This is a genomic window from Streptomyces sp. NBC_01351 (assembly GCF_036237315.1).
Taxonomy (GTDB): domain Bacteria; phylum Actinomycetota; class Actinomycetes; order Streptomycetales; family Streptomycetaceae; genus Streptomyces.
This window is the reverse complement of record NZ_CP108356.1, coordinates 3,627,365-3,650,629: the sequence shown is the minus strand read 5'-3', so window position 1 is coordinate 3,650,629 and position 23,265 is coordinate 3,627,365. Positions and strand designations below refer to the sequence as shown.

Below are 23,265 nucleotides of genomic sequence, written 5' to 3'. Positions count from 1 at the left end.
CACCCCCGAGGGGTGCGGGCCCTTCCGCATGTCGCTCTGCCGCTCACGCGATGTGCTCGTTCTCCAGATCCTTCTGGTAACGCTGCTTGAACGTCGGGATCATGCGGCGCAGCAGCGAGCCGCTGCGCGGGTGGGTCACGTTGTAGCCGTCCGAGAGGTGTATGTCGAGCGCCTCGGCCGTCGGGAAGTCGTTCTGCTCGTCGACCAGCGCGCGGAACACCTTGTACGCGGCCTCGGCGAACTCGGCCTCGTCCGGCGTCTCGGCGGCCTCCGCGACGTCCTCCTGGCGCGGAGCCGGTATCGGCAGCTGCTGCTCGGGCTGCGACAGCTGCTCCTCCTCCGGGCCCGTCGGGGGCATGACCGGAGTCGGCTCCAGGCCCTCCACGTACTGCGGGTTGTAGTCGCCCTCGTACGCCGCCTGCGGAGCCAGCGGCGCCGCGAACCACGCACTGCTGTGCGCCGCCGGCATCGCCGTCGGATCCACCGCGAACGGCGGCTGAGCGTGCGCCATGCCGGGCTGCACCATGCCGGGCTGCACCACGCCGGGCTGCACCATGCCCGGCTGCTGGACGAACTGCTGGGGCTGCGGCTGCGGCTGGAGCCGCGGGTCCACCGCCGGGCCCCCCACCAGCGGAGCCTCCAGCGCCGGAGCCATCGACCCGGCCGGAACCGGAACCTGAACCTGCGCCTGAGCCTCGGCCTCGACCGCCACCGGGGGCAACAGCGCCGGCTCGATCCCCGCCGCCGCCAGCCCCTCCGGGGCCGTCTGCGACAGCGGCACGCCGATCCGCGCCAGCTTCAGCGGCATCAACGCCTCCACCGGGGCCTTGCGCCGCCAGCTCCGCCCGTAGCGGGCCTGGAGGCGGGCCTGGTAGATCAGCCGGTCCTGCTCCATTCCGACGGCCTGCTCGTACGAACGCAGCTCCCAGAGCTTCATCCGCCGCCACAGCTTGAACGTCGGGATCGGCGACAGGATCCACCGCGTGATCCGCACGCCCTCCATGTGCCGGTCCGCGGTGATGTCCGCGATCCGGCCCACCGCGTGCCGGGCCGCCTCCACCGTCACCACGAACAGGATCGGGATCACCGCGTGCATGCCCACACCCAGCGGGTCCGGCCACGCCGCGGCCCCGTTGAACGCGATCGTCGCGATCGTCAGCAGCCACGCCGTCTGACGCAGCAACGGGAAGGGGATCCGGATCCACGTCAGCAACAGGTCGAGCGCGAGCAGCACGCAGATGCCCATGTCGATGCCGATCGGGAACACCAGGGAGAAGCTGCCGAAGCCCTTCTTCAAGGCCAGGGCACGCACCGCGGAGTACGAACCCGCGAAACCGATCCCCGCGATGACCACGGCACCGGCGACGACGACACCGATGAGTATCCGGTGCGTACGAGTCAGCTGCATCGCGGCCACCCGCGATCCCCTCCCCTTGTCGAGCACTTACCGAGCACTTACCGAGCCTTTACCAAGCCGCGGCAGGCACAGCGTAAGCCCGACCGGAAGTCAGCGCTCCCCTGGCCCCGTTACTACCGGCCCGTCACCACCGGTCCGTTACTACTGGGGCTGCGGCGACTCGGACTGCGGCTGCTGCGCCTGCTGCTGGTTCGCGGCCTCCACCGAAGCGACGATCTCCTTCGCCGCGACCATCGCGTCCTGCAGCAGCTTCGCCTGGTCCGGGGCGGCGGCACCCTCGAGACCGGCACCGTTGTAGTCGAGCGTGATCACCACGTTGTGCGTGCGCGCCACGATCGTCGTGTTGAAGTGGTCGACGTTGTCCTTCTTCACCGAGTAGACGACCGACGTCCCCTGGTTGCCGATGCCCTCCGCCGGCTCCGCCTTCACGTTCTCGGCGCCCTGGGTCGTCTTCGCGAGCTCGACCTGCTTGTTGTAGTTCTCCTCGGCACGCTTGTCGGCGCTGCCGAGCGCGGCCTGCGAGTCGTAGCGCCAGAAGGACGCCTGCAGCCAGCGGTACTGCGAGCCCTTCAGGCCGTCCTCGTCCAGACCGTTCCAGGCGCAGCCCGACCGGTTGGCCAGATCGTTCGACTTGGCCGCGGCGCCGTTCTTGTCCTTCGCCTCCGGGACGAGGGAGTCGATCGTCGCCGTCTGGAGCGCCTTGCACGGGTCCGGGAGGGTGGCGTACGTCGCCTTCTCCAGGGCTGCCGAAGCCTTCCCGCTCGGCTTCGCAGACGCGGAGGAGTCGGACTTCTTGCCGTTGCCCGAGTCCGAGTCCTTGCCCGAATCGGAGGAGCAACCGGCGACGGCAAGGACCACCGGGACGGCTGCGCAGGCGAGAACGCGAGTGAGGCGCGAGGCTGATCGGTGCATGTTTCCTTCAGGTGCGATTGTCGGACTTCTTCGGGCGCGAACCCGAGCAACGGTAGCCGGACCCGAGACCCGGATGCTGTGCCCGCCGTCACCCCCGGGCGCGCCGGGCGTCCCTCACTCGTTGAAACGCTCGACCAAAGCCTGCGCCAACTGCCTTGCCTTTTCCTGGGTTTCACCGCTCGGCGGCACCACGCCGGGCAGGGCCGGCTGCACGGCGTACTCCACGGTCACGATGACATTCGAGGTGCGGAACACAATCCGCACGGTCCGCGACTGCGCCGCCGTGGCCCCGGCGGGGCTCAGCTTGTCCTCGATGTACGCCTCGCTCCCGAGCCCCTCCAGCACCCGCGACCCGAGCTCGACGGGCGCGGACGGACTCGCGGTCGGGCTCGTGCTCGCGCCCGGCGAAGGCGCGCCGGGCGCGCCGGGGGCGGCGGCGGTGGGCGCGGGCGGCGTCGGCGCCCCGGGAGTCGGCGCCGCGGGCGTGGGACTCGCACTCGGCCCGGGGAAGGGCAGGTGCGCATCGGTCAGCCGGCGCACGTACACCTGCCGCGCCTTGTCGTCGTCGCTCATCGCGGCCCGGTCGTACGAGACCACGCGCTCGAAGACCACCGACAGCAGCCGGGTCTCCTCGGGGACCTGCGCGCTCCAGCGGCAGCCGACGTGCCGGTCGCCGTCGTACGAGGCGTCCGCGACGCCCGCGTACAGCTGGTCGCGCTGCGGGGCGGGAAGCGTGTCGGGGATCGGCAGCATCCCCTTGAGCCGCTTGCTCTCGACCCCGGCCTTACAGGGCGCGGGCAGACTGCGGTACTTCCCGGGCTGCGCGGGGGCGGCCTGGTTCGCGCCGCCCTTCGCGTCGTTGCCGCCGCCGGTCTTGCCGCCGCCGGTGCACCCGGTCAGGGCACCCGCGCCGACCGCGAGCGCGGCGAACATCGCGATGCCGGGCAGGACTCCTCGTACCGCCGCTTTGCGCTGCACGTCCACTGGCCCCCTTAAATACGTTGCCGCGGCTCGGGCGCGGATGGACACAATGTCTATCGCACACGCTGGTGCCGGCGCCGGTCCCCTGTCCCATTTGGGGTTAAGAGCGAGGCTTTTTGCGCATTCCGACTTTTCTGTGTTTTTCGGGGGATTGATTCCGTATGTCGTATGTAGAGGTACCCGGGGCGAAGGTTCCGATCCGGATGTGGACCGACCCCGCGTCGGTCGAGGACAGCGCGATGCGCCAGCTGCAGAACACGGCCGGCCTCCCGTGGATCAAGGGCCTGGCCGTCATGCCGGACGTCCACTACGGCAAGGGCGCGACGGTCGGCTCGGTCATCGCCATGAAGGACGCGGTCTGCCCGGCGGCGGTGGGCGTGGACATCGGCTGCGGCATGTCGGCGGTGAAGACGTCCCTGACGGCGAACGACCTGCCGGGGGACCTGTCGAAGCTGCGGTCGCGGATCGAGCAGGTGATTCCGGTGGGGGCGGGGATGCACCGCGAGGCGCTGGATCCGGGGCGGTTGTACGGGTTCTCGGAGAAGGGGTTCGGGGACCTGTGGGAGCGGTTCGACTACATCGCTGATGCGGTGAAGTTCCGGCGGGAACGGGCAATGCGGCAAATGGGAAGTTTGGGGCAAGGCAATCACTTTTGGGAACTTTGTGTAGACATGTCCGATTCGGTGTGGATCATGCTGCACTCCGGATCTCGGAACATCGGCAACGAGCTGGCGGACTTCCACATCAACGTCGCCCGGGCTCTTTCGCACAACCAGGGCCTGGTCGACCGGGACCTCGCGGTGTTCCTTGCGGCGACCCCCGAGATGAAGGCCTATCGAGACGACCTCTTCTGGGCCCAGGAGTACGCGAAGTACAACCGTGCCGTGATGATGAGCCTCTCCAAGGAGGTCATCCGGCGGGAATTCCGGAAGGCGAAGGTCTCCTTCGAGCAGGAGATCAGCTGCCACCACAACTACGTGGCGGAAGAGCGGTACGACGGCATGGACCTGCTGGTCACGCGTAAGGGAGCAATCCGCGCAGGCAGCGGCGACTACGGGATCATCCCGGGTTCCATGGGTACGGGCTCGTACATCGTGAAGGGCCTCGGCAACGAGAAGTCCTTCAACTCGGCCTCGCACGGCGCGGGCCGGAAGATGAGCCGGACGGCGGCGAAGAAGAAGTTCTCGGCGCGGGATCTGGCGGAGCAGACCAAGGGTGTCGAGTGCCGCAAGGACTCGGGCGTCGTGGACGAGATCCCGGGCGCGTACAAGTCGATCGAGCAGGTCATCGACCAGCAGACCGACCTCGTGCAGGTCGTAGCCAAGCTCAAGCAGGTCATCTGCATCAAGGGCTGACGCCCTTACGTGAAAGGGCCCGGACCGTTTTCGGTCCGGGCCCTCTTGGTGCCGGCTTGGTTAGACCTTGCCGGTGCGCAGGCGCCAAAGGCGCATGGAGCAGCTCTGCTCCGTGCGGTCGAGGGAGATGGCGGCCGCTGCCGGGTCGTTCAGGCGCAGCAGCTCCTGGTCGTCTTTCGCGGTCCAGCGACGTCGCGGCGGGGCGATCTTCATGTCCGCCGGGCGTACCCAGGCTTGGATGGCGTCCGCGTTCGCCTTCTTGTGGTCGAGGGCGAGGCAGCCGTCGTAGTAGAAGTGTGCGGCGAGCCGCTGTGCCGTCTCTTTGTAGTAGCAGACGTTGTAGACGCCGTCCCGCTTATTGCGCGAGGTGATGCGCTGGGTTCCGGTGATCTTCTTGCCGTAGTGGCAGAGGTAGGCGGCGATGGCCGTGCTGGCCGAGGTCAGGGCGAGGAAGGGGTAACCCTGGGCCGTCCAGCCGAGCGAGCCGTCCGCGTCGATGATTCCGCGGAGGTAATCGGGACGGGAGAAGTCCGTTCGTGGCGGTGTGATGGTCAGGGACTTCTTGCCGTAGGGGATGCCGAGCTCGTTGACGATGGTCCTGGCTTCGAGTGAACAGACGCTCCACGTTGCCGAGTGCGCCCGTGCGGCGAAGTTGGTGCTTCGGACGCGCTCGGTGATGGAGCTGTAGTAGGGCGTGAGCTGCTGGAACTCGCGAAGGATGTGGATGTCCCGAGCGTTGATCTCGGCAGTCAGCTTGCCCTTCTGTCCACGCCCTTGAGCGAGGTGCCCGTCGGCCTGCAAGAAGCCGAACATGTACGCGTAGCGGGGGTCCTGGAGGTCCATGAAGCGCACGGCGGCGCTAGGGTCCTGTTCAGCCATGAGGAAGTGCCTCTTCCTTGTCGGTGAGGCCCTCGTTCCGGGACTGCCATCCCGGGCGGGGGCCGCTTGTGTTGTGGCCGAACCTAGGCGCGGGCCCGGAGCGCGGTCGGCCGATCGGGCGGCATTCACTCGAACGTATGGCGGAATGTCACATGGTCCCCGACCCCACCCGCGAAGTGATCTGGGCCACACGCTGTCACAGCAGCCGGCCGTGCGGTGTCTTCATGTCGAGCCCCTGAAGACGGACCGAGGAGACATCGTGAACGAGAACATCGACGTCGTGGTGATCGGTGGCGGGTACGCCGGTGTCATGGCGGCCAACCGACTGACGCAGCGCGACGACGTGACCGTGACCCTGATCAACCCGCGGCCGGACTTCGTCCACCGGATCCGTCTGCACCAGCTGGTGGCCGGGTCGGATGCCGCGGTCGTCGAGTACCGAGAAGTGCTGAGCGAGGGCGTCCGGGTCGTGGTCGACTCCGTGACGCGGATCGACGCGGCCACGCGGAGCGTGGAGCTGGCGGGTGGGGGCGGGGTCGGGTACGACTACCTCCTCTACGCCGTCGGCAGCGGCAGCGCCGACCCGGGCGTGCCCGGAGCGGCCGAGTTCGCCTACCCGATCGGCACCCTGGAGGAGGCCCAGCGGCTGCGGCCGGTGCTCGACGCCGCGCCCGCTTCGGCCGCCGTGACCGTGGTCGGGGCCGGGCCGACCGGGATCGAGACGGCCGCCGAGCTGGCGGAGCAGGGGCGGGCCGTGACCCTGGTGTGCGGAGGGGTGCTCGGGCCGTACCTGCACGCGCGGGGCCGCCGCTCGGTGGCCGGGCGGCTGGCGGCGCTCGGGGTGACCGTGCTGGAGGGCCCCGACGCGAAGGTGACGGCCGTGGAGCGCGATGCCGTGCGGCTGGCGGACGGTCGCACGCTGTCGAGCGCGGTGACCATCTGGACCGCCGGCTTCGGCGTGCCGGACCTGGCGGCGCGCAGCGGGCTGAGCACCGACGCGCTGGGGCGGCTGCTCACGGACGAGACGCTGACCAGCGTGGACGACGTACGGATCCTCGCGGCGGGGGATTCGGCGGCGCCGTCGGGGCTGCCGCTGCGGATGAGCTGCCAGGCGGCGCTGCCGCTGGGCGCGCGGGCCGCGGACACGGTCCTGAGCCGGATCGCGGACGAGCGGCCCGCGCCGCTCAACCAGACGTTCGGCGCCCAGTGCATCAGCCTGGGCCGACGCGCCGGGATCTTCCAGTTCGCCAACAAGTCGGACGTCGCCGTGTGGATGCACATCGACGGCGGCCTCGGCGCGAAGGTGAAGGAGCTCGTGTGCAAGGGCGTCCTCAAGCACATGGCCGGGGAGGCGCACAAGCCCGGCGGGTACAAGCTGCACCTCATGTCGGGACCGGCCAAGCGAGAGGAGCGGCTGCGGGCGGCGGGTCGCGGAGAGGCCCCGGCGGTTGCCGAACGGGTGGCCTAGGCAGCCGCGGCCGAAGAGGAGATGATCAAGGTATGAGTGATCAGGCAGCCACCGACCGGGCGACCGAGACGTTCGTCGCGCACCGCAATCTCCTCTTCACCGTCGCGTACGAGATGCTCGGTTCGGCGGCCGACGCCGAGGACGTGCTGCAGGAGACCTGGCTGCGGTGGGTCGAGGTCGATCCGGAGCAGGTGCGCGACCGGCGTGCGTACCTGGTCCGGATCACGACCCGACAGGCGCTGAACCGGCTGCGCACGATGTCGCGCCGCAAGGAGTCGTACGTGGGCCCGTGGCTGCCGGAGCCGCTGCTGACGGCGCCGGACGTGGCGCAGGACGTGGAGCTCGCCGAGAGCGTGTCGATGGCGGTGATGCTCGTCCTGGAGACGCTGTCGCCGACGGAGCGCGCCGTGTTCGTGCTGCGAGAGGTGTTCGACGTCGGGTACGAGGAGATCGCGGCGGCCGTGGAGAAGACCCCGGCGGCGGTGCGTCAGATCGCGCACCGCGCCCGGAAGCACGTGGATGCGCGGCGTCCGCGCGAGGTGGTCTCCCAGAGCGAGACGCGGGCGGTGCTGGAGAAGTTCCGGCTGGCGCTGAACGGCGGGGACCTCCAGAAGCTCCTCGACGTACTGGCGCCCGAGGTGGTCCTCGTGGGCGACGGCGGCGGCGTGAAACATGCCGCACTCAGGCCGGTCCTCGGCAGCGACAAGGTGGCCCGCCTGATGGCCGGCGGGCTCGGCAAGAACACCATCCCGCTCACCATCGGCCACACCGTGGTCAACGGCGCCCCGGCGCTGGTGGTCCACCTGGACGGGGAGCTCGACGGCATCATGGCGGCGCGGGTGGAGGACGGCCGCATCACGGGCCTGTACTACGTCCGCAACCCGGAGAAGCTCTCGCACCTCGCCTCGGAGACCCCGCTCACCCTGCGGTGAGTGCGACCTGGGCCGGCCGTGACCGGTCGGTCCCCGTCGCCGTCGAGGGATGTCCGGCCCGCTGCCCTGGGGGTGTTCGCGGCCGTGATTTCATCAGCGCACTTCTGTTGGGCAAGCGGCGTGGGGGAATGTTCCGTGGTGGGGTTTTCGGCTGGTAGACGGCGGGTTCGGGTGGGTGTCGTCGTAGCGGCGGCGGGGTGTTTCGTCGGGCTGGTTGGCTGTACGCCCGGGAAGTCTGATGCGAAGGCGGCTCCGGCCGGTGCGTCGGCCGCGCCCGTGGTGCCGATGGTGATCGGCAAGGAGCAGGCCGAGCAGGTCTTCAACCGGTATGCCTGGGAGCGGCGGGACTCGGTGGCCCGGCGTGACAGGGAGGGCATCGCGAAGGTGGAGACCGGGCCGCTGCTGGCGGAGAGCCAGGCCTCGATCGACCTGTTGAAGGCTCGGGCCGGCTATGCCGGTTGGGTCGATTCCTTCGGGCGGCCGGAGTTCTTCATCCCGGCGGAGAAGGACCAGCAGGGCTATCCGCGGTCGTTCGTCGTGACGAGCCGTGAGTTCGCGGGAACCGAGCAGAACCGGTCCAGCGCCGTGCACTACTTCGTCCAGGACGCGCCCGGCGGGGAGTGGAAGGCGACGGCCATGTCGTGGGTGAACGACCGCGCGGCCGCCCCGCACCCGGCGCGCACGAACGAGATAGGCGGCTTCCAGCTCAGGGACAAGGAGATCGCCCCGCTCGTGCGCGACGCGGCGGGTGCGGTGACCTTGTCGCCCACGGCTGCCGCGGACCGGGAGGTGTGTGGGCGGTACGCGAAGTACATGAGCTTCTCGGTGCCCGACGGCAAGCCGGAGAGCGAGCACTTCGTGCCGGGCGAGCTGACCGGTGGGGTGGTCGGCGCGTACAACGCGCATGGCGAGAAGCTGAAGCTCGTGGACAAGTGGTTGTCCTTGGAGGCGGCCGGCGGGGAGCTGCCGGTGGTCCGGCTGGCGGACGGGAAGTCCCTGGTCACGTGCACCTTCGTACGGACCGACTTCTGGAATGCCCGGAACGCGAAGTTCAAGTACGGCAGCTCGAGCATGGGCGACGTCGGCGCGATGATCGGGGGCATGGACACGTGGTGGCGGGCCTCCACCGTGCGCCGCAGCGTGACCGTGTCGTTCGAGGTGCCTGCGGGCGGCGGACCGGCTGACGTGGTCGGGAGCAACGCACTGCGGGCGCCCGTGCTTTCGGCGGAGGGAGTCCCCAGGTAGGGGGTCGGTGATCTCGTCGTTCTGGTGGGTGAGTCCTGTGGGGGGATGTTCCGTGATGTGGATTTGGGCTGGTCGGCGGCGGCAGCAGCGTCGGGTTCGGGTGGGTGTCGTCGCCGTGGCGGTGGGGTGTGTCGTCGGGCTCGGGGGGTGCTCGGGCGGGAAGGCGGCCCCGGCCGGTGCGTCGGCCGCGCCCGTGGTGCCGATGGTGATCGGCAAGGAGCAGGCCGAGCAGGTCTTCAACCGCTACCTCTCCGAGCGCATGGCATCGCTGGATCGGCGGGATGCTGTCGGGCTTGCCGCGGTGGAGACGGGGGAGTTGCTGAAGGAGAGCCTGGCGCGCGTTGAGGTCGCGAGGTTGCGGAGTATTGACGTGCCCGAGTTCTCCTTCGGGCGGCCGGAGTTCTTCGTGCCTGCCGAGCGGGATCAGCAGGGCTATCCGCGTTCGTTCGTGGTGCTCAGTAGGCAGTCCTCCAACCACGTCAATGCGACGAGGGATGCCGCCGTGCACTACTTCGTCCAGGATGCGCCGGGTGGCGAGTGGAAGGCCGCCGCGATGTCCTGGGTGAACGACAGGCCGGTGACCCCCGGAAAGAACGACGCCATGATGCACCGCATCTTCGACTTCGCCGCGCGGAGCAAGGAGATCGCGGCGGTCGGCCGGGACGCGGCGGGCGCGGTGGTGCTGTCGCCGACTGCCGCCGCCGACCGGGAGGTGTGCGGGCGGTACGCCCGGTACATGACTTTCACCGCTCCGGATGGGAAGCCCGAGAGTGACCACTTCGTGCCGGGCGAGCTCACGAGTGAGGTCGTCAAGGCGTTCAACGTCTTGAAGGGTGACCTGACGGACGTCACGAAGGGGTACGCCTTCGAGGTGGCAGGAGGGGAGTTGCCGGTGATGCGGCTGGCCGACGGGAAGTCGCTGGTCACCTGCTCGTTCGTGCGGACCGACCTCTGGCGGGGAGAGGGCGCGACCTTCCAGTACGGAAACGGTGCGCTGGGGGACGCCGACACACTGCTCGGCGGCGGTCACAAGTGGTGGAGGAAGACCGCCGTGCGGCGGAGTGTGACGGTGACGTTCGAGCTGCCGGCGCAGGGTCCTGCCGATGTGGCGGGGAGCAACGCCCTTGAGGCGCGTGCGCTTTCGGCGGAAGGGACTCCCAAGTAGGGGGTTGACGCGGAGAGTTGGTCTAGACCAGGGTGTGCGCCATGTGGAGATCTCGCGTGCTTGTCGCCGCTCTCGCGTCGTTGTCGCTCGCCCTCGGGGCCGCCGGGTCCGCTCAGGCGGGGGTGGGGCTGCCGCCCGTCGTGTCGCATGTGCCGACGGTGGAGAACGTCGTCTTCATCACCATCGACGACGGCTGGAACCACGATCCCGAGGCGGCCCGGATCCTGCGGGAGAAGCGGGTGCCGGTGTCGTTGTTCCTGCTGCCTGGGGCGACCTCGTACGACACGCAGTACTTCACCGCGCTCACGGAGCAGGGCCGGGCGAACGTCGAGAACCACACGGTCAACCACCCGGACCTGACCACGCTGGACGCGGCCGGGAAGGACGCGGAAGTCTGCGGGGCCGGGGAGCAGTTGCAGGCGACCTTCGGGCGGGCGCCGAAGCTGCTGCGGCCGCCGTACGGGGCCGTCGACGACGAGGTGCGCCTCGCGGCCAAGGCGTGCGGGGTGAAGGCGCTCGTGACGTGGACGTACGACTTCACCACCTGGAGCGAGACCCCGGCCACGCCGCAGCTGAAGGCGGGGGACATCGTGCTGCTGCACTTCACGCCGACGCTCGCGGCGGACCTGCAGCGGGCGCTGGACGCGGCGAAGGCGGCCGGGCTGAAGCCGGCCGCCCTCATGCCGCACCTGAAGGCGGCCGGGCTCGTCTAGAGCTCGCGGTGGAGCTTCGTGTTCGAGGCCTGGGCGCGAGGGCGGACCACCAGGAGGTCGATGTTGACGTGGCTGGGACGGGTCACCGCCCAGGTGATGGTCTCGGCCACGTCGTCGGCGGTGAGGGGGTCCGCGACGCCCGCGTACACCTTCGCCGCCTTCTCGGTGTCGCCGCGGAAGCGGGTGGTGGCGAACTCCTCGGTCTTGACCAGGCCGGGGGCGATCTCGATGACGCGTACGGGCTGGCCGACGAGTTCCAGGCGGAGGGTCTCGGCGAGGACGCGGGCACCGTTCTTGGCGGCGACGTAGCCCGCGCCGCCCTCGTAGGTGGCGTGGCCGGCGGTGGAGGAGAGGACGACCACCGTGCCGTCGCCGGAGGCGGTGATCGCGGGGAGCAGCGCCTGGGTGACGTTGAGGGTGCCGATGACGTTGGTTTCGTACATCGTGCGCCAGTCGGCGGGGTCTCCGGTGGCGACGGGCTCGGCTCCGATGGCGCCGCCGGCGTTGTTGACCACGACGTCACAGCGGTCGAGGGAGGCCGCGAAGGAATCGACGGCGGCGCGGTCGGTGACGTCGAGGGCGTGGGCCGCGGCGGAGTGGCCGGCCGCGGTGATCTCGGCCGCGAGGGCCTCGATGCGGTCCTTGCGGCGGGCGGTGAGGACGACGTGGTAGCCGGCCGCGGCGAGCTGCCGGGCGGTGGCCGCGCCGATGCCGCTGCTCGCGCCGGTGACTACGGCGGTGCGGGTGGCCGTGGTCGTGCTCATGTGCGGGGCTCCTCGGTCGTTCGTACGGGTGAATACTCGCCAGCATAGGCGGGCCGGCGGGGGCTCAGCGGCCGCGCGGGGCGTACATGATCAGGGCCATTCCGGCGAGGCAGACGAGGGCTCCGAGGATGTCCCAGCGGTCGGGGCGGTAGCCGTCCGCGACGATGCCCCAGGCGAGGGATCCGGCGACGAAGACCCCGCCGTAGGCGGCGAGGACCCGGGCGAAGTCGCCCTGGGGCTGGAGGGTGGCGACGAAGCCGTAGAGGCCGAGGGCGATGACTCCGGCGCCGATCCAGGCCCAGCCCTTGTGCTCCCGGACGCCCTGCCAGACGAGCCAGGCGCCGCCGATCTCCAGGAGGGCGGCGAGGGTGAACAGGGCGGCGGAGCGGGCGATCGGCATGGCTCGAAGCGTACGGATCGGGCGGCGGGGAAGGTCGGGGGAGGGGCGGGCGAATGGGGGCATGCCGCGCCCTCATTCGTGTGATGGTCCGACCGGAGAGGGTCGGTGCTGGCTAGCCTCCGCGCGAAGAGGAGGTGGTGGCGGTGGCGATGCGCCGTGTTGCCGTGTCGGGTGTGGTGGTGGCGGGACTGGCCGGGCTGCTGGCGTTCGGGACGGCGGCGGCCCCCGCGGGGGCCTGGGCCGGGCCGGAGGCGGACGTCTCGTACCACGGCCGGGTGGCCCTGGCCGAGGCGCAGCTGCGGATCTGGCTGGTCCCGGAGAACGACGGGCCGGCGGCGGTGCCGAACGCGACGGTGCGGCTGCGGCTGTCGGTCGATCTCGCGGACCGGCAGCAGCTGCCGTCGGGCTGCGCCCGCGCCGGGCTGCGCGAGGTGGTGTGCGAGACCGGGCCGATGCCGCTGCACGGCCACGGCCGGCACATCGGGATGGCGCTGGGGCTGCGCGAACGGGCGCCGGAGGTGGTGCTGCGGGTGGACACCTGGTGGAACGGCGGCGCCACGGACCGCAACCTCGCCAACAACGAGCACGTGGTGCTCGCGCTGGACACGGGTGACGCCTACGCCTTCTGAGCCCGGTCCTGGTCCTGGTCCCGGGCCTGGTCCTGGGCCCGGTCCCGGGCCGAGGCCTGGGCTTCGGTGCCGAATTCCGTGACGGCCTCGTCGACGATCCGCTCCAGGCGGGCGTGGTGGGCGCCACGCCAGTAGACGCGTTCGCAGTCGGTGCACTGCGCGAACACGTCGTACGAGCGGTGCGTGCCGGGCTCCAGGCGGTCGTCCACGCTGTCCTTGTCGGCTGCGCGGAGCGGCCCGTTGCAGGCGGTGCAGCGGGTCCACGGGGCGAGGACGGGCGCGAACCGGCCGAGTACGTCGCGCAGTTGCTCGTCCGGGTTGTCGCTGTAGACGTACGCGCCGGCGAAGAGCTCGCGGCGGCGCAGCAGTCCGCGGTCGCGGGAGAGCAGGACGCGCTGCTCGGCGGCGGAGCGGGTGGCGAGGGCCGGGTCGCCGATGTCCTCGTTCTCGTAGGCGGCGTCGACGCCGAGCAGGCGCAGGCGGCGGGCGAGCGTGCCGAGGTGGACGTCGAGGAGGAAGCGGAGCGGGGCGCCGTCGACGCGCTGGGGCCGGTCGACGCCGAACACCTCGACGTCCTGGCCGTCTTGGGGCACGTACGAGACGGGCACCTCGTGGCCGTCGACGAGGAGGCGGCCGACTTCGGTGAGCGGGACTCCGGCGGATTCGACGACGTGTCCGATGCTGGAGGCGCCGTCGGTGGCCGTCGGTACGCGCTCCGCACGCCGGCTGGGGGCGGCGAAGACGCGCAGGTCGGGGGCGAGGGTGAGCTGAATGCCTGGTCCGTTCACCCTGTCAGCATGCCACTGAGGGGGTGGGGGCCGCCGGGGTTTTCGCCGGGGTCTTCACCGGGGCTTCAGGCGGTCTCCGCGTTCTCGTCGTAGGCCTGGCGGTGGGCGTTGACCTTGTCGAAGTGGTTCTCGGCCCACAGCTTCACGGAGGAGAGCAGGCAGGCGAGGCTGCCGCCGAGTTCGGTGAGCCGGTAGTCGACGCGGACGGGGACGGTGGGGGTCACGGTGCGGGTGACGAGGCCGTCGCGTTCGAGGGAGCGCAGGGTCTGGGTGAGCATCTTCTGGCTGACGCCCGGGATCTTGCGGCCGAGGTCGCTGTAGCGCATGGAACGGTCGTCGGCCTGGGCGAGGGCGCTGACGACGAGGCCGACCCACTTGTCGCTGATGCGGGCCAGGAGCTGACTGGTGGGGCATTCCTTGAGGAAGGCGTCGTAGGCCTCGCGGGCGTCTTCGCGGCGAGCAGCGGCGGTGCGGGTGGCCATGGGGCCCCACTTCCGGGTCGGGTACGCACCCCGAAGTGCGTACTTACGAAAAGAGAGTACCTCTCCCTAGGTTAGTGCTCATCAGGAACGAGCCACCGAGTCGACTCAGCTCGACTCGGCTCGACTCGACGAGCCGGATACCACGGGAGAGATCATGACTGACGCAACGATGAAGGCAGTGGTCGTCAACGAGTTCGGCGGGCCCGAGAACGTCGAGATCGCCGAGGTCCCGGTCCCGCGCCCGGCGGCCGGCCAGGTCCGCATCCGGGTCCGGGCCACCGGGCTCAACCCGGTGGACGCCGGGGTCCGCGCCGGGGTCTTCGGCGGGGCGGGGCAGCGGCTCGGCCTCGGCTGGGAGGCGGCGGGGGAGATCGACGAGGTCGGCGCCGGGGTGGCCGACTGGGCCGCCGGACAGCAGGTCGTCGGGCTGCACTACGGAACGGTGAAGCCGCTGGGCACGCACGCCGAGTACGCGGTCCTCGACGCGACCGCCATCGCCGCCGCGCCGGCCACCGTGGACGCCGTGACCGCGGCGGGGCTCCCGCTCGGCGGGCTCACCGCGGGCCGCGCCGTGGAGCAGCTGGGCCTCGCCCCCGGGGCCTCGGTGCTGATCACCGGCGCCGCCGGGGTGGTCGGAGCGCTCGCGGTCCAGCTCGCGGCGCGGGCCGGGCTGGTGGTGACGGCCCTCGCGGGCGCCGACGACGAGGCCTACCTGCGCTCGCTGGGCGCGACCGGCTTCGTCCCGCGCGGAGGAGCCCCGGCCGAGCCGGTCGACGGGGTGCTGGACGCGGCCGTACTGGGGGAGTCCGCGCTCGGCTTCGTCCGCGACGGCGGCGTGTACGTCGGCGTGATCCCGGGGGCGGCGCCGGCGGCGGAGCGCGGGGTGCGGGTGGTGGAGCAGGAGGTCGCCGCGGACGGGGAGCACCTGGCCCGCCTGGTCTCCCTGGTCGATTCGGGCGCCCTCGCCCTGCGGGTGGCGGACGCCTTCGACCTCGCCGACGCAGCCAAGGCGCACGCCCACCTGGCGACCCCGGGGACCCGGGGCCGGATCATCCTGACGGCCTGACGCCCAGGGCATTCCAGGCCCTCACGCCCTCACGGCCCTGATGCGGTGGCACCAGTCGTTGCTCGGGTGGGGCACCCCGGGCGGGTACTCGAAATCGACCTCGCCGAGGCATTCGAAGCCCGCCCGGCGCGCGACGGCGTTGGAGGCCGGGTGGTCGGTGCCCGGGAAGGCGTGGACGGTCTCGCGGGCGGGGGAGCCGTGGGTGCGTACGTACGACAGCAGCTCCCGCAGCGCGACCACCGCGAGGCCCCGCCCCTGGAACTCGGGCAGGATGCCCCAGCCGGTCTCGTACACCGGCCGGCACTGCCACTCCCGCTCCCAGAAGCCGATGGAGCCGACGCTCTCGCCCTCCGGCTCCAGCACCACCCGGAACATCCGCCCGGCGGCAGGCTCCCGCGCGCTGAGGGCCTCGTAGCGCCGCTGCCGGTCGTGGAGCTTCGCGAGGGTCTCCGGTCCGCCGAGGTGCTCGGTCATGACGGGCTCGTTCTTGCGCTCCAGCAGCCAGAAGTCGTCCGCCGACCAGGGCGCCAGCCGTACCAGCCGTACCGCGGGATCCTCGCGTTCCACCATGCCTCGCAGCCTACGACGGCGTCCGGCGGCCTACGAAGGTTCCTCGGGTCCGCCGTCGGTCCCCTTCCGGAGCAGCCCCACCTGGACGGCTCCGAAGAGCCCCTTGGCGACGAGGCCGACCACGATCAGGTCGGCGACCATCTGGACGGTGGTCAGCGCGCGGGCGGCCTCCGAGACGGGCGCGATGTCCCCGAAGCCGACGGTCGCGAACACGGTGACCGTGAAGTAGAGGGCGTCGGTCCTGTTCATCGGCTCCGAGAACGTGGCCGGGTACTCCTTGGAGATCAGGAAGTACACCGCCGCGAACAGCACCAGGAACAGCGGCACGGCGGTGGCCATGGCCTCGATGGCGCGCAGCCGCGGATACTCCGAACGGGCGATGGCGGCGAGCTGCCAGGCGATCAGGGCGCCGAAAACGGCGAGCCCCGTGAGCAGCAGGACGACGGTGCCGACGCCCACCCCGCGGTCCAGCGGCGCCAGGTAGTACAGCCCGGTGAGCACCGCGGCCGCGGCCACCGAACGGAGCAGGTGGCCGATCACGCGGAGGCGGGGCTGCCGGCCGTTCGAGAGGCTCATGTGCCCATCGTCGGGGGCCGTCCGCTCCACATGCGACTTCGATCACCGGACTGTATGAAGGACGGGAACGCGCGAATCATTCGCATACGTGCGGAAAAGATCGGAGTCGGGCATGGACGATTACCCGCTGCTCAACCTCTTCTGGACGATGCTGTGGCTGTTCCTGTGGGTGATGTGGTTCTTCCTGCTCTTCAAGGTCATCTCGGACATCTTCCGTGACCACGGCATGAGCGGATGGGCCAAGGCGGGATGGCTGGTCCTGGTCCTCCTGCTGCCGTACATCGGCGTTCTCATCTACCTCATCGTCCGCGGGCGGAGCATGGCCGAGCGGGACGCGAAGCAGGTGAAGCAGAGCCAAGAGGCCTTCCAGGCGTACGTCCGCGAGGCGGCGAGCACCGGTGGCGGCGGCGGTTCGGCCGACGAACTGCACAAGCTGGCCGCGCTCAAGGACAAGGGCGACATCACCCAGGCGGAGTTCGACCGCGCCAAGGCGAAGCTCCTGGCCTAGCCCGCTCGTACCCCGTTCGTACCCTGCTCTCCCCAGGTCGGGCCCGCGGTGAGGGCCGGACCTGGGCAGTGGGCGTGAGGGGCAAGCCGCTGCCGGGGCTCCGCTTCCCGCCGTACGCTGAACCTCGTACGTGAGGGAGAGGTGGCCGAGACCACGGTGTCCGAGACGACGGTGTCCGAGACCACGGTGGCCGAGACGACGGTGGCCGAGGTGATGGCCGAGCTGGCCGCGCTGGAGGACCCGAGGGCCCGCGCGGTGAACGAGAAGCACGGTGACGATCACGGCGTGAACCTCGGCAAGCTCCGCGCGCTCGCGAAACGCCTGAAGACGCAGCAGGACCTCGCCGGCCGGCTCTGGGAGACGGACGACACCGCGGCGCGGCTGCTGTCGCTGCTGATCTGCCGCCCGAAGGCGTTCGACCGGGACGAACTGGACGCCATGGTGCGCGAGGCGCGCACGCCCAAGGTGCACGACTGGCTCGTGAACTACGTGGTGAAGAAGAACCCGCACGCCGAGGAGCTGCGCCTGGCCTGGTTCGCCGACGCGGATCCGGTGGTCGCGAGCGCCGGCTGGGCGCTGACCACCGAACGCGTGGCGAAGAAGCCCGCGGGCCTCGACCTCGCCGGGCTGCTCGACGTCATCGAGGCGGAGATGAAGGACGCCCCGGACCGCCTGCAGTGGGCGATGAACCACTGCCTCGCCCAGATCGGGATCGAGCACGCCGAGCACCGCGCGCGTGCGATCGGCATCGGTGAGCGCCTGGAGGTCCTCAAGGACTACCCGACGCCGCCGGGCTGCACGTCACCGTTCGCGCCGATCTGGATCACGGAGATGGCCCGCCGGCAGCAGGAGAAGACGAAGCCGTAGCCGTGACCCCCGCCCGCCACCCCGCCCGGAGGCACCCGTGCGCACCGTCCACGTCAACGGCATCGACCTCGTCACCCAGGCCTTCGGTGACCCCGCCGATCCCACGGTCCTGCTGATCGGGGGCGCGGAGGCCTCGATGGACTGGTGGGACGAGGAGTTCACCGGCCGGCTCGCCGCCGCCGGCCGCCACGTCATCCGCTACGACACCCGCGACACCGGAGGCTCCACGACCTTCCCGGTCGGCGCGCCCCCGTACACCGAGGAGGACCTGGTCGCCGACGCCCTGGGCGTGCTCGACGCGTACGGGCGGGAGGCGGCGCACATCGTCGGCGTGTCCATGGGCGGCGCGTTCGCCCAGCGGATCGCCGTCCTCCACCCCGGCCGGGTGCTGACGCTCACCCTGATGTCCACCAGCCCGGCCGGCCCCGGGGGCGAGGGCCAACCCGAACTGCCGCCGATGAGCGAGGCGCTGCAGAAGGCCTTCGCCGAGCAGGCCGAGTCCGGCGAGTCCGGCGAGTCCGGCGAGTCCGGTGGGGCCCCCGACTGGGGCGACCGGGAGGCCGTACTCGACTACTTCCTGGCTGCCGAACGGCTGTTCGCCGGCACCATTCCGGTGGACGAGGAATGGCTGCGCCGTACGGCCGGGCGCGCGTACGACCGCAGCCCGGTGCCCGCGGCCGCCGCCAACCACTATCTGGTCGAGGGCGCCGAGCCGGTCCGCGACCGCCTCGGGGAGATCACCGCTCCGACCCTGATCCTGCACGGCACCGCGGACCCGCTGCTCCCCTTCGGGCACGCCGAGGCACTCGCCCGCGAGATCCCCGGGGCCACGCTGGTGCCGCTGCCCGGCATGGGGCACCAGATGCCGCCCGTCGAGACCTGGGACACCGTGATCCCGGCCCTGGTACGGCACACGAGCGGCGGCCCCGCGGCCTGAGCCGGCCGGGACCGAGGTCAGCGGACGACGTCGAAGACCTGCTTCTGCAGGCCGTTGGCGTAGGCCTCGTGCTCGACGAGCTTCAGCTTCTGGGTGTCCTTGTCGGTGGCACTGAAGAGCCGCTTGCCCGCGCCGAGGAGGAGCGGGAAGACGACGAGGTGGTAGCGGTCGATCAGGCCGGCGTCCGAAAGGGCCCGGTTCAGGGAGGCGCTGCCGTGGACGATGATCGGGCCGCCCTCGGTCTCCTTCAGCGCGGCGACCTCGTCGAGCGAACGCAGGATCGTCTGCTCGCCCCAGTTCGACACCAGGTCGTCCTCGCCGAGGGTGGTGGAGACGATGTACTTCGGCATCACCTTGTAGTCGGCGAAGTCCTCCATGTCGGGCCACACCGGGCTGAACGCCTCGTAGCTGGTCCTGCCCATCAGGATCGCGGAGGCTTCCTTCTGCTCCCGGCCCTTGATCTCGAAGGCCTCGGGGAGGAACTCGACGTCCTTGAAGGTCCAACCGGAGTTCCGGTAACCGGGCTCGCCGCCGGGGGCCTCCACGACGCCGTCGAGGGAGATGAAGGCGGAGGTGATCAGGGTGCGCATCGTGGGTTCCTCGGAATCTCGTGTCTGGTTCTCGGCAGGTCGGGCGGCGCGGTTTCGGCCCTCACGAGCGGCCTCGCCACACCAGTCATGTTCTTTGACCGATGATCGCGGAGGAACTCATCGGTCCCCACCGAAATTCTTTTTCGGCCGGCCCGGCCCGCCGGCCCACGACATGTGAGGCGAGCGTCCGTCAGAGGTCGCTCAGCGGCCGCCCGCGTGCGGGCGCACGGGCCGGGGCAGTGGCTGACGCCAGTCGCCCAGCCTCGTGAGGAGGACCCGGCGGGCGAGGGAACGGATGTCGTCCCACGCCGGATCGGTGGCCAGGGCGTCGCCCCAGAGGCCGACGCGGTAGGTGGCATCGATCTCGCCGAGGCGAAGCCCGATGGCCCGAAGACCGCGCAGATCCTCGGGCTCGAAGGCTCCGCGCTCCGCGAGTCCTTCGGAGACGCGGCACAGGAGCTCCACCTCTTCGACGACGTCCTTCGTTTCCAGCTCGCGCTCGCCCAGCCAGGCGAGTTGATCCGCGGTGTCGGCTGCCAGCAGGGCCATGAAGGCCAGCGTCCAGGTGCGCAGCTTCGCGTCGCCGAGAGCGTTCATACGTGGAGGATCGCACCCGGCTCCCGCAACCGCGTTCCCGCCGCCGGACGCGCCGGACCGCCCAGTGCGCCGGCCGCCCGCGCGGGTGCGGTCAGGCGGCGGCGTCGTGGGCGGCGCCGACGAGTTCGTCCAGGAGGTCTTCCATGGTGACGAAGCCGATGACGGAGTCCTGGGTGCCGGTGACGGCGGCCAGGTGGGTGCCGGCGTCGCGCATGGCGGTCATGGCGTCGTCGAGCGGGGTGTCGAGGGCGACGGTGATGACCGGGCGCATGGCGGTGCGCGGGAAGGGCGCGGTCCGGTCGGCGGCGGCGAGGGCGTCCTTGATGTGCAGGTAGCCCAGGAACTCCCGGTCTCCCGGCCCCGTGACGGGCAGGCGGGAGTAGCCGTGGTCCGCCGCGGTGCGCTCCAGGCCGCGCGGGGTGATGTCGTGGCCGACGGTGACGACCTTGTCGAGCGGGACCATCACCTCGCCGACCGGGCGCTTGCCGAGCGCCAGGGCGTCCTGGAGGCGTTCGCCGTCCTCGGGGGCGAGGAGCCCGGCGGCGCTGGAGTCCTTGACCAGGCGGGCGAGTTCGTCGTCGGTGAAGACCGAGCCGACCTCGTTCTTCGGCTCGACCTTCAGGAGCCGCAGCAGCGTGTTGGCGAAGGCGTTGATGCCGAAGACGAACGGGCGCAGGGCCCGGGTGACGGCGACCAGGGGCGGGCCGAGCAGCAGGGCGGTCGGCGCCGGGGAGGCGAGCGCGATGTTCTTGGGGATCATCTCGCCGACCAGCATGTGCAGGTACGTCGCCAGGGTCAGCGCGATCACGAACGCGATCGGGTGGATCAGCGCCTCGGGGACGCCGATGGCGTGGAAGGGCGGCTCCAGCAGGTGCGCGATGGCGGGCTCGGCGACCGCGCCCAGCACCAGCGAGGAGACGGTGATGCCGAGCTGGGCCGTGGCGAGCATCGCGGACAGGTGCTCCAGCGCCCACAGCGTGGTCTTCGCCCGCCGGTCGCCCTTGAGGGCGGCCGGTTCGATCTGGCTGCGCCGTACGGAGATCAGGGCGAACTCGGCTCCGACGAAGAAGGCGTTGGTGACCAGCGTGAGGACGCCGATCAGCAGCTGGACGGCGGTCATCGGGCCTGCTCCTGGTGGGAGGCGTCGGTGGTGGCGGGTGCGGTGACGGAGACCCGGTCGGCGCGGTGGTGCTCTATGTCGAGCACGGTGAGGTCCCAGCCCTTGACGCGTACGGTGTCGCCTTCGACGGGGATGCGTGCCAGCTGGGTCGCGATCAGGCCGGCGAGGGTCTCGTACGGCCCCTCGGGTGCGTCGAAGCCGATCTCCGCCAGCTCGTCGACGCGGACGCTCCCCTCGGCCTCCCACACGCGCCGCCCTTCCTGCCGGGGGCCTTCGATCAGGTCGGGGGCCTCGAACGGGTCGTGCTCGTCGCGGACCTCGCCGACCACCTCTTCCACGATGTCCTCGATGGTGGCGACGCCGGCGGTGCCGCCGTACTCGTCGATGACCACGGCCATGGTGCGGGCCTTGTGCAGCCGCCCGAGGAGGGTGTCGACGGGCAGGGAGTGCGGCACGAGCAGCGCACTCGTCATCAGGTCGGCGACCGTGGTCACTTCCCGCTCGTCCTCTTCGAGGGCGAGGACGTCGCGGATGTGGATCGTGCCGACGACCTCGTCGAGGCTGTCGCGGTAGACGGGGAAGCGGGACAGGCCGGTGGCGAGCGTCAGGGCCGCGGCGTCGGCGGCGGTGGCGAGCAGCCCCAGGGCGTGGACGTCGACGCGCGGGGTCATGACGTTCTCCGCGGTCAGCTCGGCCAGCTGCAGGGACTTCACGAACAGCTCGGCCGAGTCCGCCTCGATCGCGCCCTCGCGGGCGGAGTGCCGGGCGAGCGCCACCAGCTCCTCGGGCGTACGGGCCGACGCCAGCTCCTCGGCCGGCTCCAGACCGAAGCGGCGCACCAGGCGGTTCGCGGTGTTGTTCAGGTGCCGGATCAGCGGCGCGAACGCGGACGTGAAGGCGCGCTGGGGGCCGGCCACGACCTTCGCGACGGCCAGCGGGCGGGAGATCGCCCAGTTCTTCGGCACCAGTTCACCGACCACCATCAGCACGACGGTCGACAGGACCACACCGAGCAGGGTGGCCGTGGTCGACACCGCCCCGGCCGGCAGCCCGACGGCCTCCAGCGGGCCGCGCAGCAGCGCGGAGACCGACGGCTCCGCCAGCATGCCGATGACCAGCGAGGTCACGGTGATGCCCAGCTGGGCGCCCGACAGCTGGAAGGTCAGGCGCTTGGCGGCCTTCAGGGCGCCCTCGGCACCCCGCTCACCGGCGGCGGCGGCACGCTCCAGCTCACCGCGCTCGACGGTGGTGAGGGAGAACTCGGCGGCGACGAACACCGCGCACGCCAGTGTCAGGGCCAGCGAGAGAAGAAGCAGCAGCACTTCGGTCACCGTGCCACCCCCGCTCCCGGCTCGACGATCGGCGGGCAAGGCGTGGCACGGCTGGGACTGGGAGGTTCACCCATTGCGGGTCTGCCGCTCCTTCTTTCACTCGGCGGACCGCGGTGGGTCCTCTGTGGAACGTGTGGCGGGACATTATCCCCGACCTCATCGTAAAGGGTCGGTAAAAAGGGGACACGGCCTGCTGTCCCGCACCTCCGGCCGCCCGTCATCGCGGAAAGGCCGGGTCAGGGCCAGACCAGGCAGTACGCCTGATGCCCGTTCTCGTGCAGCCGGTGGGAGAAGTCCTGCCACTCGTGGAGGAGCTGGTAGACGTTGAACGCGTCGCTCGGGCCGCCGCGGTCCGGGACCGTGGACCAGATGAAGGCCGCCGCGCCCACCGACTCCTCGCCGATGCCGCGCAGCGGGTCGACCACCGTCATGGGGAGCTTGACCACCGCGTAGTCGGGGTGCAGGACGACGAGCTCCAGCGGCGGCACCTTGTGGAGGGGTATGCCCTCGATGCCGGTCAGGACCATCGCGGCCACCGTCTCCGGCTTGATCTTGCTGAAGAGGCCGCCCATGCCCAGCTCGTCGCCGCCGAGCTCCTCCGGGCGCATCGTGACCGGCACCCGGGCGGCCGTGGCGCCGTCGGGGGCGCCGAAGTACTTGTACGTCACTCCCATGCCCCGGCCCCTGGGGAGGTCGTCGGACGGCAGCGTCGGGCCCGGTACCGCGTCGGCCGCCTCCGTCGCGCGGCGGCGGTGCTTGCCCCTGCGGCGCGCTTCGCGGGCCTCGCGGGCGCGCTGCGGGTCGAGGCCGTCCGTACCCTCGCCCGGTCCACCACCGCGTTGCATATCTCCACCCGACTGGTCTTGCTCGCCCCGGCCCCGCGGCCCCCGCCACGCAGCCTGATCATCATGGCAGTGACCTCCCCCGCGGCGACGCGGTGAAACGCCCGCCCGCAAGTCTGTCGCTGCCTCTG

General features: G+C 71.0%; 26 protein-coding genes. 11 read left to right on the top strand and 15 right to left on the bottom strand.

All coding sequences use genetic code 11. The features are described from left to right. Positions 1 to 43: 43 nt before the first annotated feature. From OG625_RS16590 to OG625_RS16580, 3 genes are all read right to left on the bottom strand, one after another. Positions 44 to 1,408 carry a DUF2637 domain-containing protein gene (locus OG625_RS16590; protein WP_329390724.1) on the bottom strand — a complete coding sequence of 455 codons (1,365 nt, stop codon included), beginning with the start codon at positions 1,406 to 1,408 and terminating at the stop codon, positions 44 to 46. A 150-nt stretch (positions 1,409 to 1,558) separates the two neighbouring features. Further along, positions 1,559 to 2,329, bottom strand: coding sequence for a DUF3558 family protein (locus OG625_RS16585; RefSeq protein WP_329381112.1), 771 nt, complete (start codon positions 2,327 to 2,329; stop codon positions 1,559 to 1,561). 114 nt (positions 2,330 to 2,443) lie between these two features. Next, positions 2,444 to 3,307 carry a DUF3558 domain-containing protein gene (locus OG625_RS16580; RefSeq protein ID WP_329381110.1) on the bottom strand — a complete coding sequence of 288 codons (864 nt, stop codon included), beginning with the start codon at positions 3,305 to 3,307 and terminating at the stop codon, positions 2,444 to 2,446. Positions 3,308 to 3,471: 164 nt separating this feature from the next. On the opposite strand from OG625_RS16580, the gene OG625_RS16575 reads away from it, so the two are divergent. Beyond that, positions 3,472 to 4,665 (top strand): RtcB family protein, encoded by a 1,194-nt coding sequence (locus tag OG625_RS16575; protein WP_329381108.1) that lies wholly within the window; start codon positions 3,472 to 3,474, stop codon positions 4,663 to 4,665. Between the two features lie 60 nt (positions 4,666 to 4,725). On the opposite strand, the gene OG625_RS16570 is transcribed toward OG625_RS16575, so the two are convergent. Beyond that, entirely contained in the window at positions 4,726 to 5,544 is an 819-nt protein-coding gene (locus OG625_RS16570; RefSeq protein ID WP_329381106.1) for a hypothetical protein, read from the bottom strand. Positions 5,545 to 5,803: 259 nt separating this feature from the next. Between OG625_RS16570 and OG625_RS16565 the strand changes: the two genes are divergently transcribed. The 5 genes from OG625_RS16565 to OG625_RS16545 all read left to right on the top strand — a co-directional run bounded on the left by OG625_RS16565 (position 5,804) and on the right by OG625_RS16545 (position 11,067). Beyond that, the gene (locus OG625_RS16565; protein WP_329381103.1) at positions 5,804 to 7,012 is read left to right on the top strand and encodes an NAD(P)/FAD-dependent oxidoreductase; all 1,209 of its coding nucleotides are present in this window, start codon (positions 5,804 to 5,806) and stop codon (positions 7,010 to 7,012) included. 32 nt (positions 7,013 to 7,044) lie between these two features. Further along, on the top strand, positions 7,045 to 7,944 hold the full coding sequence (locus OG625_RS16560) for an RNA polymerase sigma-70 factor (protein WP_329381101.1): 900 nt from the start codon (positions 7,045 to 7,047) through the stop codon (positions 7,942 to 7,944). Positions 7,945 to 8,229: 285 nt separating this feature from the next. Then, complete coding sequence (locus OG625_RS16555) at positions 8,230 to 9,189, top strand: hypothetical protein (RefSeq protein WP_329381098.1); 960 nt, start codon at positions 8,230 to 8,232, stop codon at positions 9,187 to 9,189. Positions 9,190 to 9,289: 100 nt separating this feature from the next. Continuing rightward, the gene (locus OG625_RS16550; protein WP_329381096.1) at positions 9,290 to 10,354 is read left to right on the top strand and encodes a hypothetical protein; all 1,065 of its coding nucleotides are present in this window, start codon (positions 9,290 to 9,292) and stop codon (positions 10,352 to 10,354) included. A gap of 56 nt (positions 10,355 to 10,410) precedes the next feature. Continuing rightward, positions 10,411 to 11,067: a polysaccharide deacetylase family protein gene (locus OG625_RS16545; protein ID WP_329381093.1), complete on the top strand. Its 657-nt coding sequence runs from the start codon at positions 10,411 to 10,413 to the stop codon at positions 11,065 to 11,067. On the opposite strand, the gene OG625_RS16540 is transcribed toward OG625_RS16545, so the two are convergent. Next, the gene (locus OG625_RS16540) at positions 11,064 to 11,831 is read right to left on the bottom strand and encodes an SDR family NAD(P)-dependent oxidoreductase (RefSeq protein ID WP_329381091.1); all 768 of its coding nucleotides are present in this window, start codon (positions 11,829 to 11,831) and stop codon (positions 11,064 to 11,066) included. The genes OG625_RS16545 and OG625_RS16540 overlap by 4 nt on opposite strands. Positions 11,832 to 11,895: 64 nt before the next feature. Beyond that, positions 11,896 to 12,231 (bottom strand): YnfA family protein, encoded by a 336-nt coding sequence (locus OG625_RS16535; RefSeq protein WP_329381089.1) that lies wholly within the window; start codon positions 12,229 to 12,231, stop codon positions 11,896 to 11,898. A gap of 149 nt (positions 12,232 to 12,380) precedes the next feature. Here OG625_RS16535 and OG625_RS16530 point away from each other — a divergent pair, with 149 nt between their 5' ends. Continuing rightward, the gene (locus OG625_RS16530; RefSeq protein ID WP_329381087.1) at positions 12,381 to 12,860 is read left to right on the top strand and encodes a hypothetical protein; all 480 of its coding nucleotides are present in this window, start codon (positions 12,381 to 12,383) and stop codon (positions 12,858 to 12,860) included. Here OG625_RS16530 and OG625_RS16525 read toward each other — a convergent pair. Next, a complete protein-coding gene (locus OG625_RS16525; protein ID WP_329381086.1) occupies positions 12,848 to 13,648 on the bottom strand; it encodes a Mut7-C RNAse domain-containing protein in 801 nt (266 codons plus the stop codon). The genes OG625_RS16530 and OG625_RS16525 overlap by 13 nt on opposite strands. 65 nt (positions 13,649 to 13,713) lie before the next feature. Then, positions 13,714 to 14,130 (bottom strand): winged helix-turn-helix transcriptional regulator, encoded by a 417-nt coding sequence (locus OG625_RS16520; RefSeq protein ID WP_329381084.1) that lies wholly within the window; start codon positions 14,128 to 14,130, stop codon positions 13,714 to 13,716. Positions 14,131 to 14,299: 169 nt separating this feature from the next. Here OG625_RS16520 and OG625_RS16515 point away from each other — a divergent pair, with 169 nt between their 5' ends. Beyond that, positions 14,300 to 15,196 carry an NADP-dependent oxidoreductase gene (locus OG625_RS16515; RefSeq protein ID WP_329390722.1) on the top strand — a complete coding sequence of 299 codons (897 nt, stop codon included), beginning with the start codon at positions 14,300 to 14,302 and terminating at the stop codon, positions 15,194 to 15,196. A gap of 21 nt (positions 15,197 to 15,217) precedes the next feature. On the opposite strand, the gene OG625_RS16510 is transcribed toward OG625_RS16515, so the two are convergent. Then, complete coding sequence (locus tag OG625_RS16510; protein WP_329381082.1) at positions 15,218 to 15,766, bottom strand: GNAT family N-acetyltransferase; 549 nt, start codon at positions 15,764 to 15,766, stop codon at positions 15,218 to 15,220. 30 nt (positions 15,767 to 15,796) lie between these two features. Next, positions 15,797 to 16,342, bottom strand: coding sequence for a potassium channel family protein (locus OG625_RS16505; RefSeq protein ID WP_329381079.1), 546 nt, complete (start codon positions 16,340 to 16,342; stop codon positions 15,797 to 15,799). 112 nt (positions 16,343 to 16,454) lie between these two features. Here OG625_RS16505 and OG625_RS16500 point away from each other — a divergent pair, with 112 nt between their 5' ends. The 3 genes from OG625_RS16500 to OG625_RS16490 all read left to right on the top strand — a co-directional run bounded on the left by OG625_RS16500 (position 16,455) and on the right by OG625_RS16490 (position 18,654). Beyond that, positions 16,455 to 16,850, top strand: a complete 396-nt coding sequence (locus tag OG625_RS16500) for an SHOCT domain-containing protein (RefSeq protein ID WP_329381076.1) — start codon at positions 16,455 to 16,457, stop codon at positions 16,848 to 16,850. A gap of 213 nt (positions 16,851 to 17,063) precedes the next feature. After that, on the top strand, positions 17,064 to 17,717 hold the full coding sequence (locus OG625_RS16495) for a DNA alkylation repair protein (RefSeq protein WP_443067894.1): 654 nt from the start codon (positions 17,064 to 17,066) through the stop codon (positions 17,715 to 17,717). Between the two features lie 37 nt (positions 17,718 to 17,754). Next, the gene (locus tag OG625_RS16490) at positions 17,755 to 18,654 is read left to right on the top strand and encodes an alpha/beta fold hydrolase (protein WP_329381074.1); all 900 of its coding nucleotides are present in this window, start codon (positions 17,755 to 17,757) and stop codon (positions 18,652 to 18,654) included. Between the two features lie 17 nt (positions 18,655 to 18,671). On the opposite strand, the gene OG625_RS16485 is transcribed toward OG625_RS16490, so the two are convergent. The 5 genes from OG625_RS16485 to OG625_RS16465 all read right to left on the bottom strand — a co-directional run bounded on the left by OG625_RS16485 (position 18,672) and on the right by OG625_RS16465 (position 22,966). Further along, a complete protein-coding gene (locus OG625_RS16485; RefSeq protein WP_329381071.1) occupies positions 18,672 to 19,244 on the bottom strand; it encodes a dihydrofolate reductase family protein in 573 nt (190 codons plus the stop codon). A 201-nt stretch (positions 19,245 to 19,445) separates the two neighbouring features. Beyond that, entirely contained in the window at positions 19,446 to 19,841 is a 396-nt protein-coding gene (locus tag OG625_RS16480; RefSeq protein ID WP_329381069.1) for a hypothetical protein, read from the bottom strand. A gap of 91 nt (positions 19,842 to 19,932) precedes the next feature. Next, complete coding sequence (locus OG625_RS16475) at positions 19,933 to 20,961, bottom strand: hemolysin family protein (RefSeq protein WP_329381066.1); 1,029 nt, start codon at positions 20,959 to 20,961, stop codon at positions 19,933 to 19,935. After that, a complete protein-coding gene (locus OG625_RS16470; RefSeq protein WP_329381064.1) occupies positions 20,958 to 22,292 on the bottom strand; it encodes a hemolysin family protein in 1,335 nt (444 codons plus the stop codon). The genes OG625_RS16475 and OG625_RS16470 overlap by 4 nt, the downstream gene beginning before the upstream one ends. 236 nt (positions 22,293 to 22,528) lie before the next feature. Continuing rightward, on the bottom strand, positions 22,529 to 22,966 hold the full coding sequence (locus OG625_RS16465) for a hypothetical protein (protein WP_329390718.1): 438 nt from the start codon (positions 22,964 to 22,966) through the stop codon (positions 22,529 to 22,531). Positions 22,967 to 23,265: the final 299 nt, after the last annotated feature.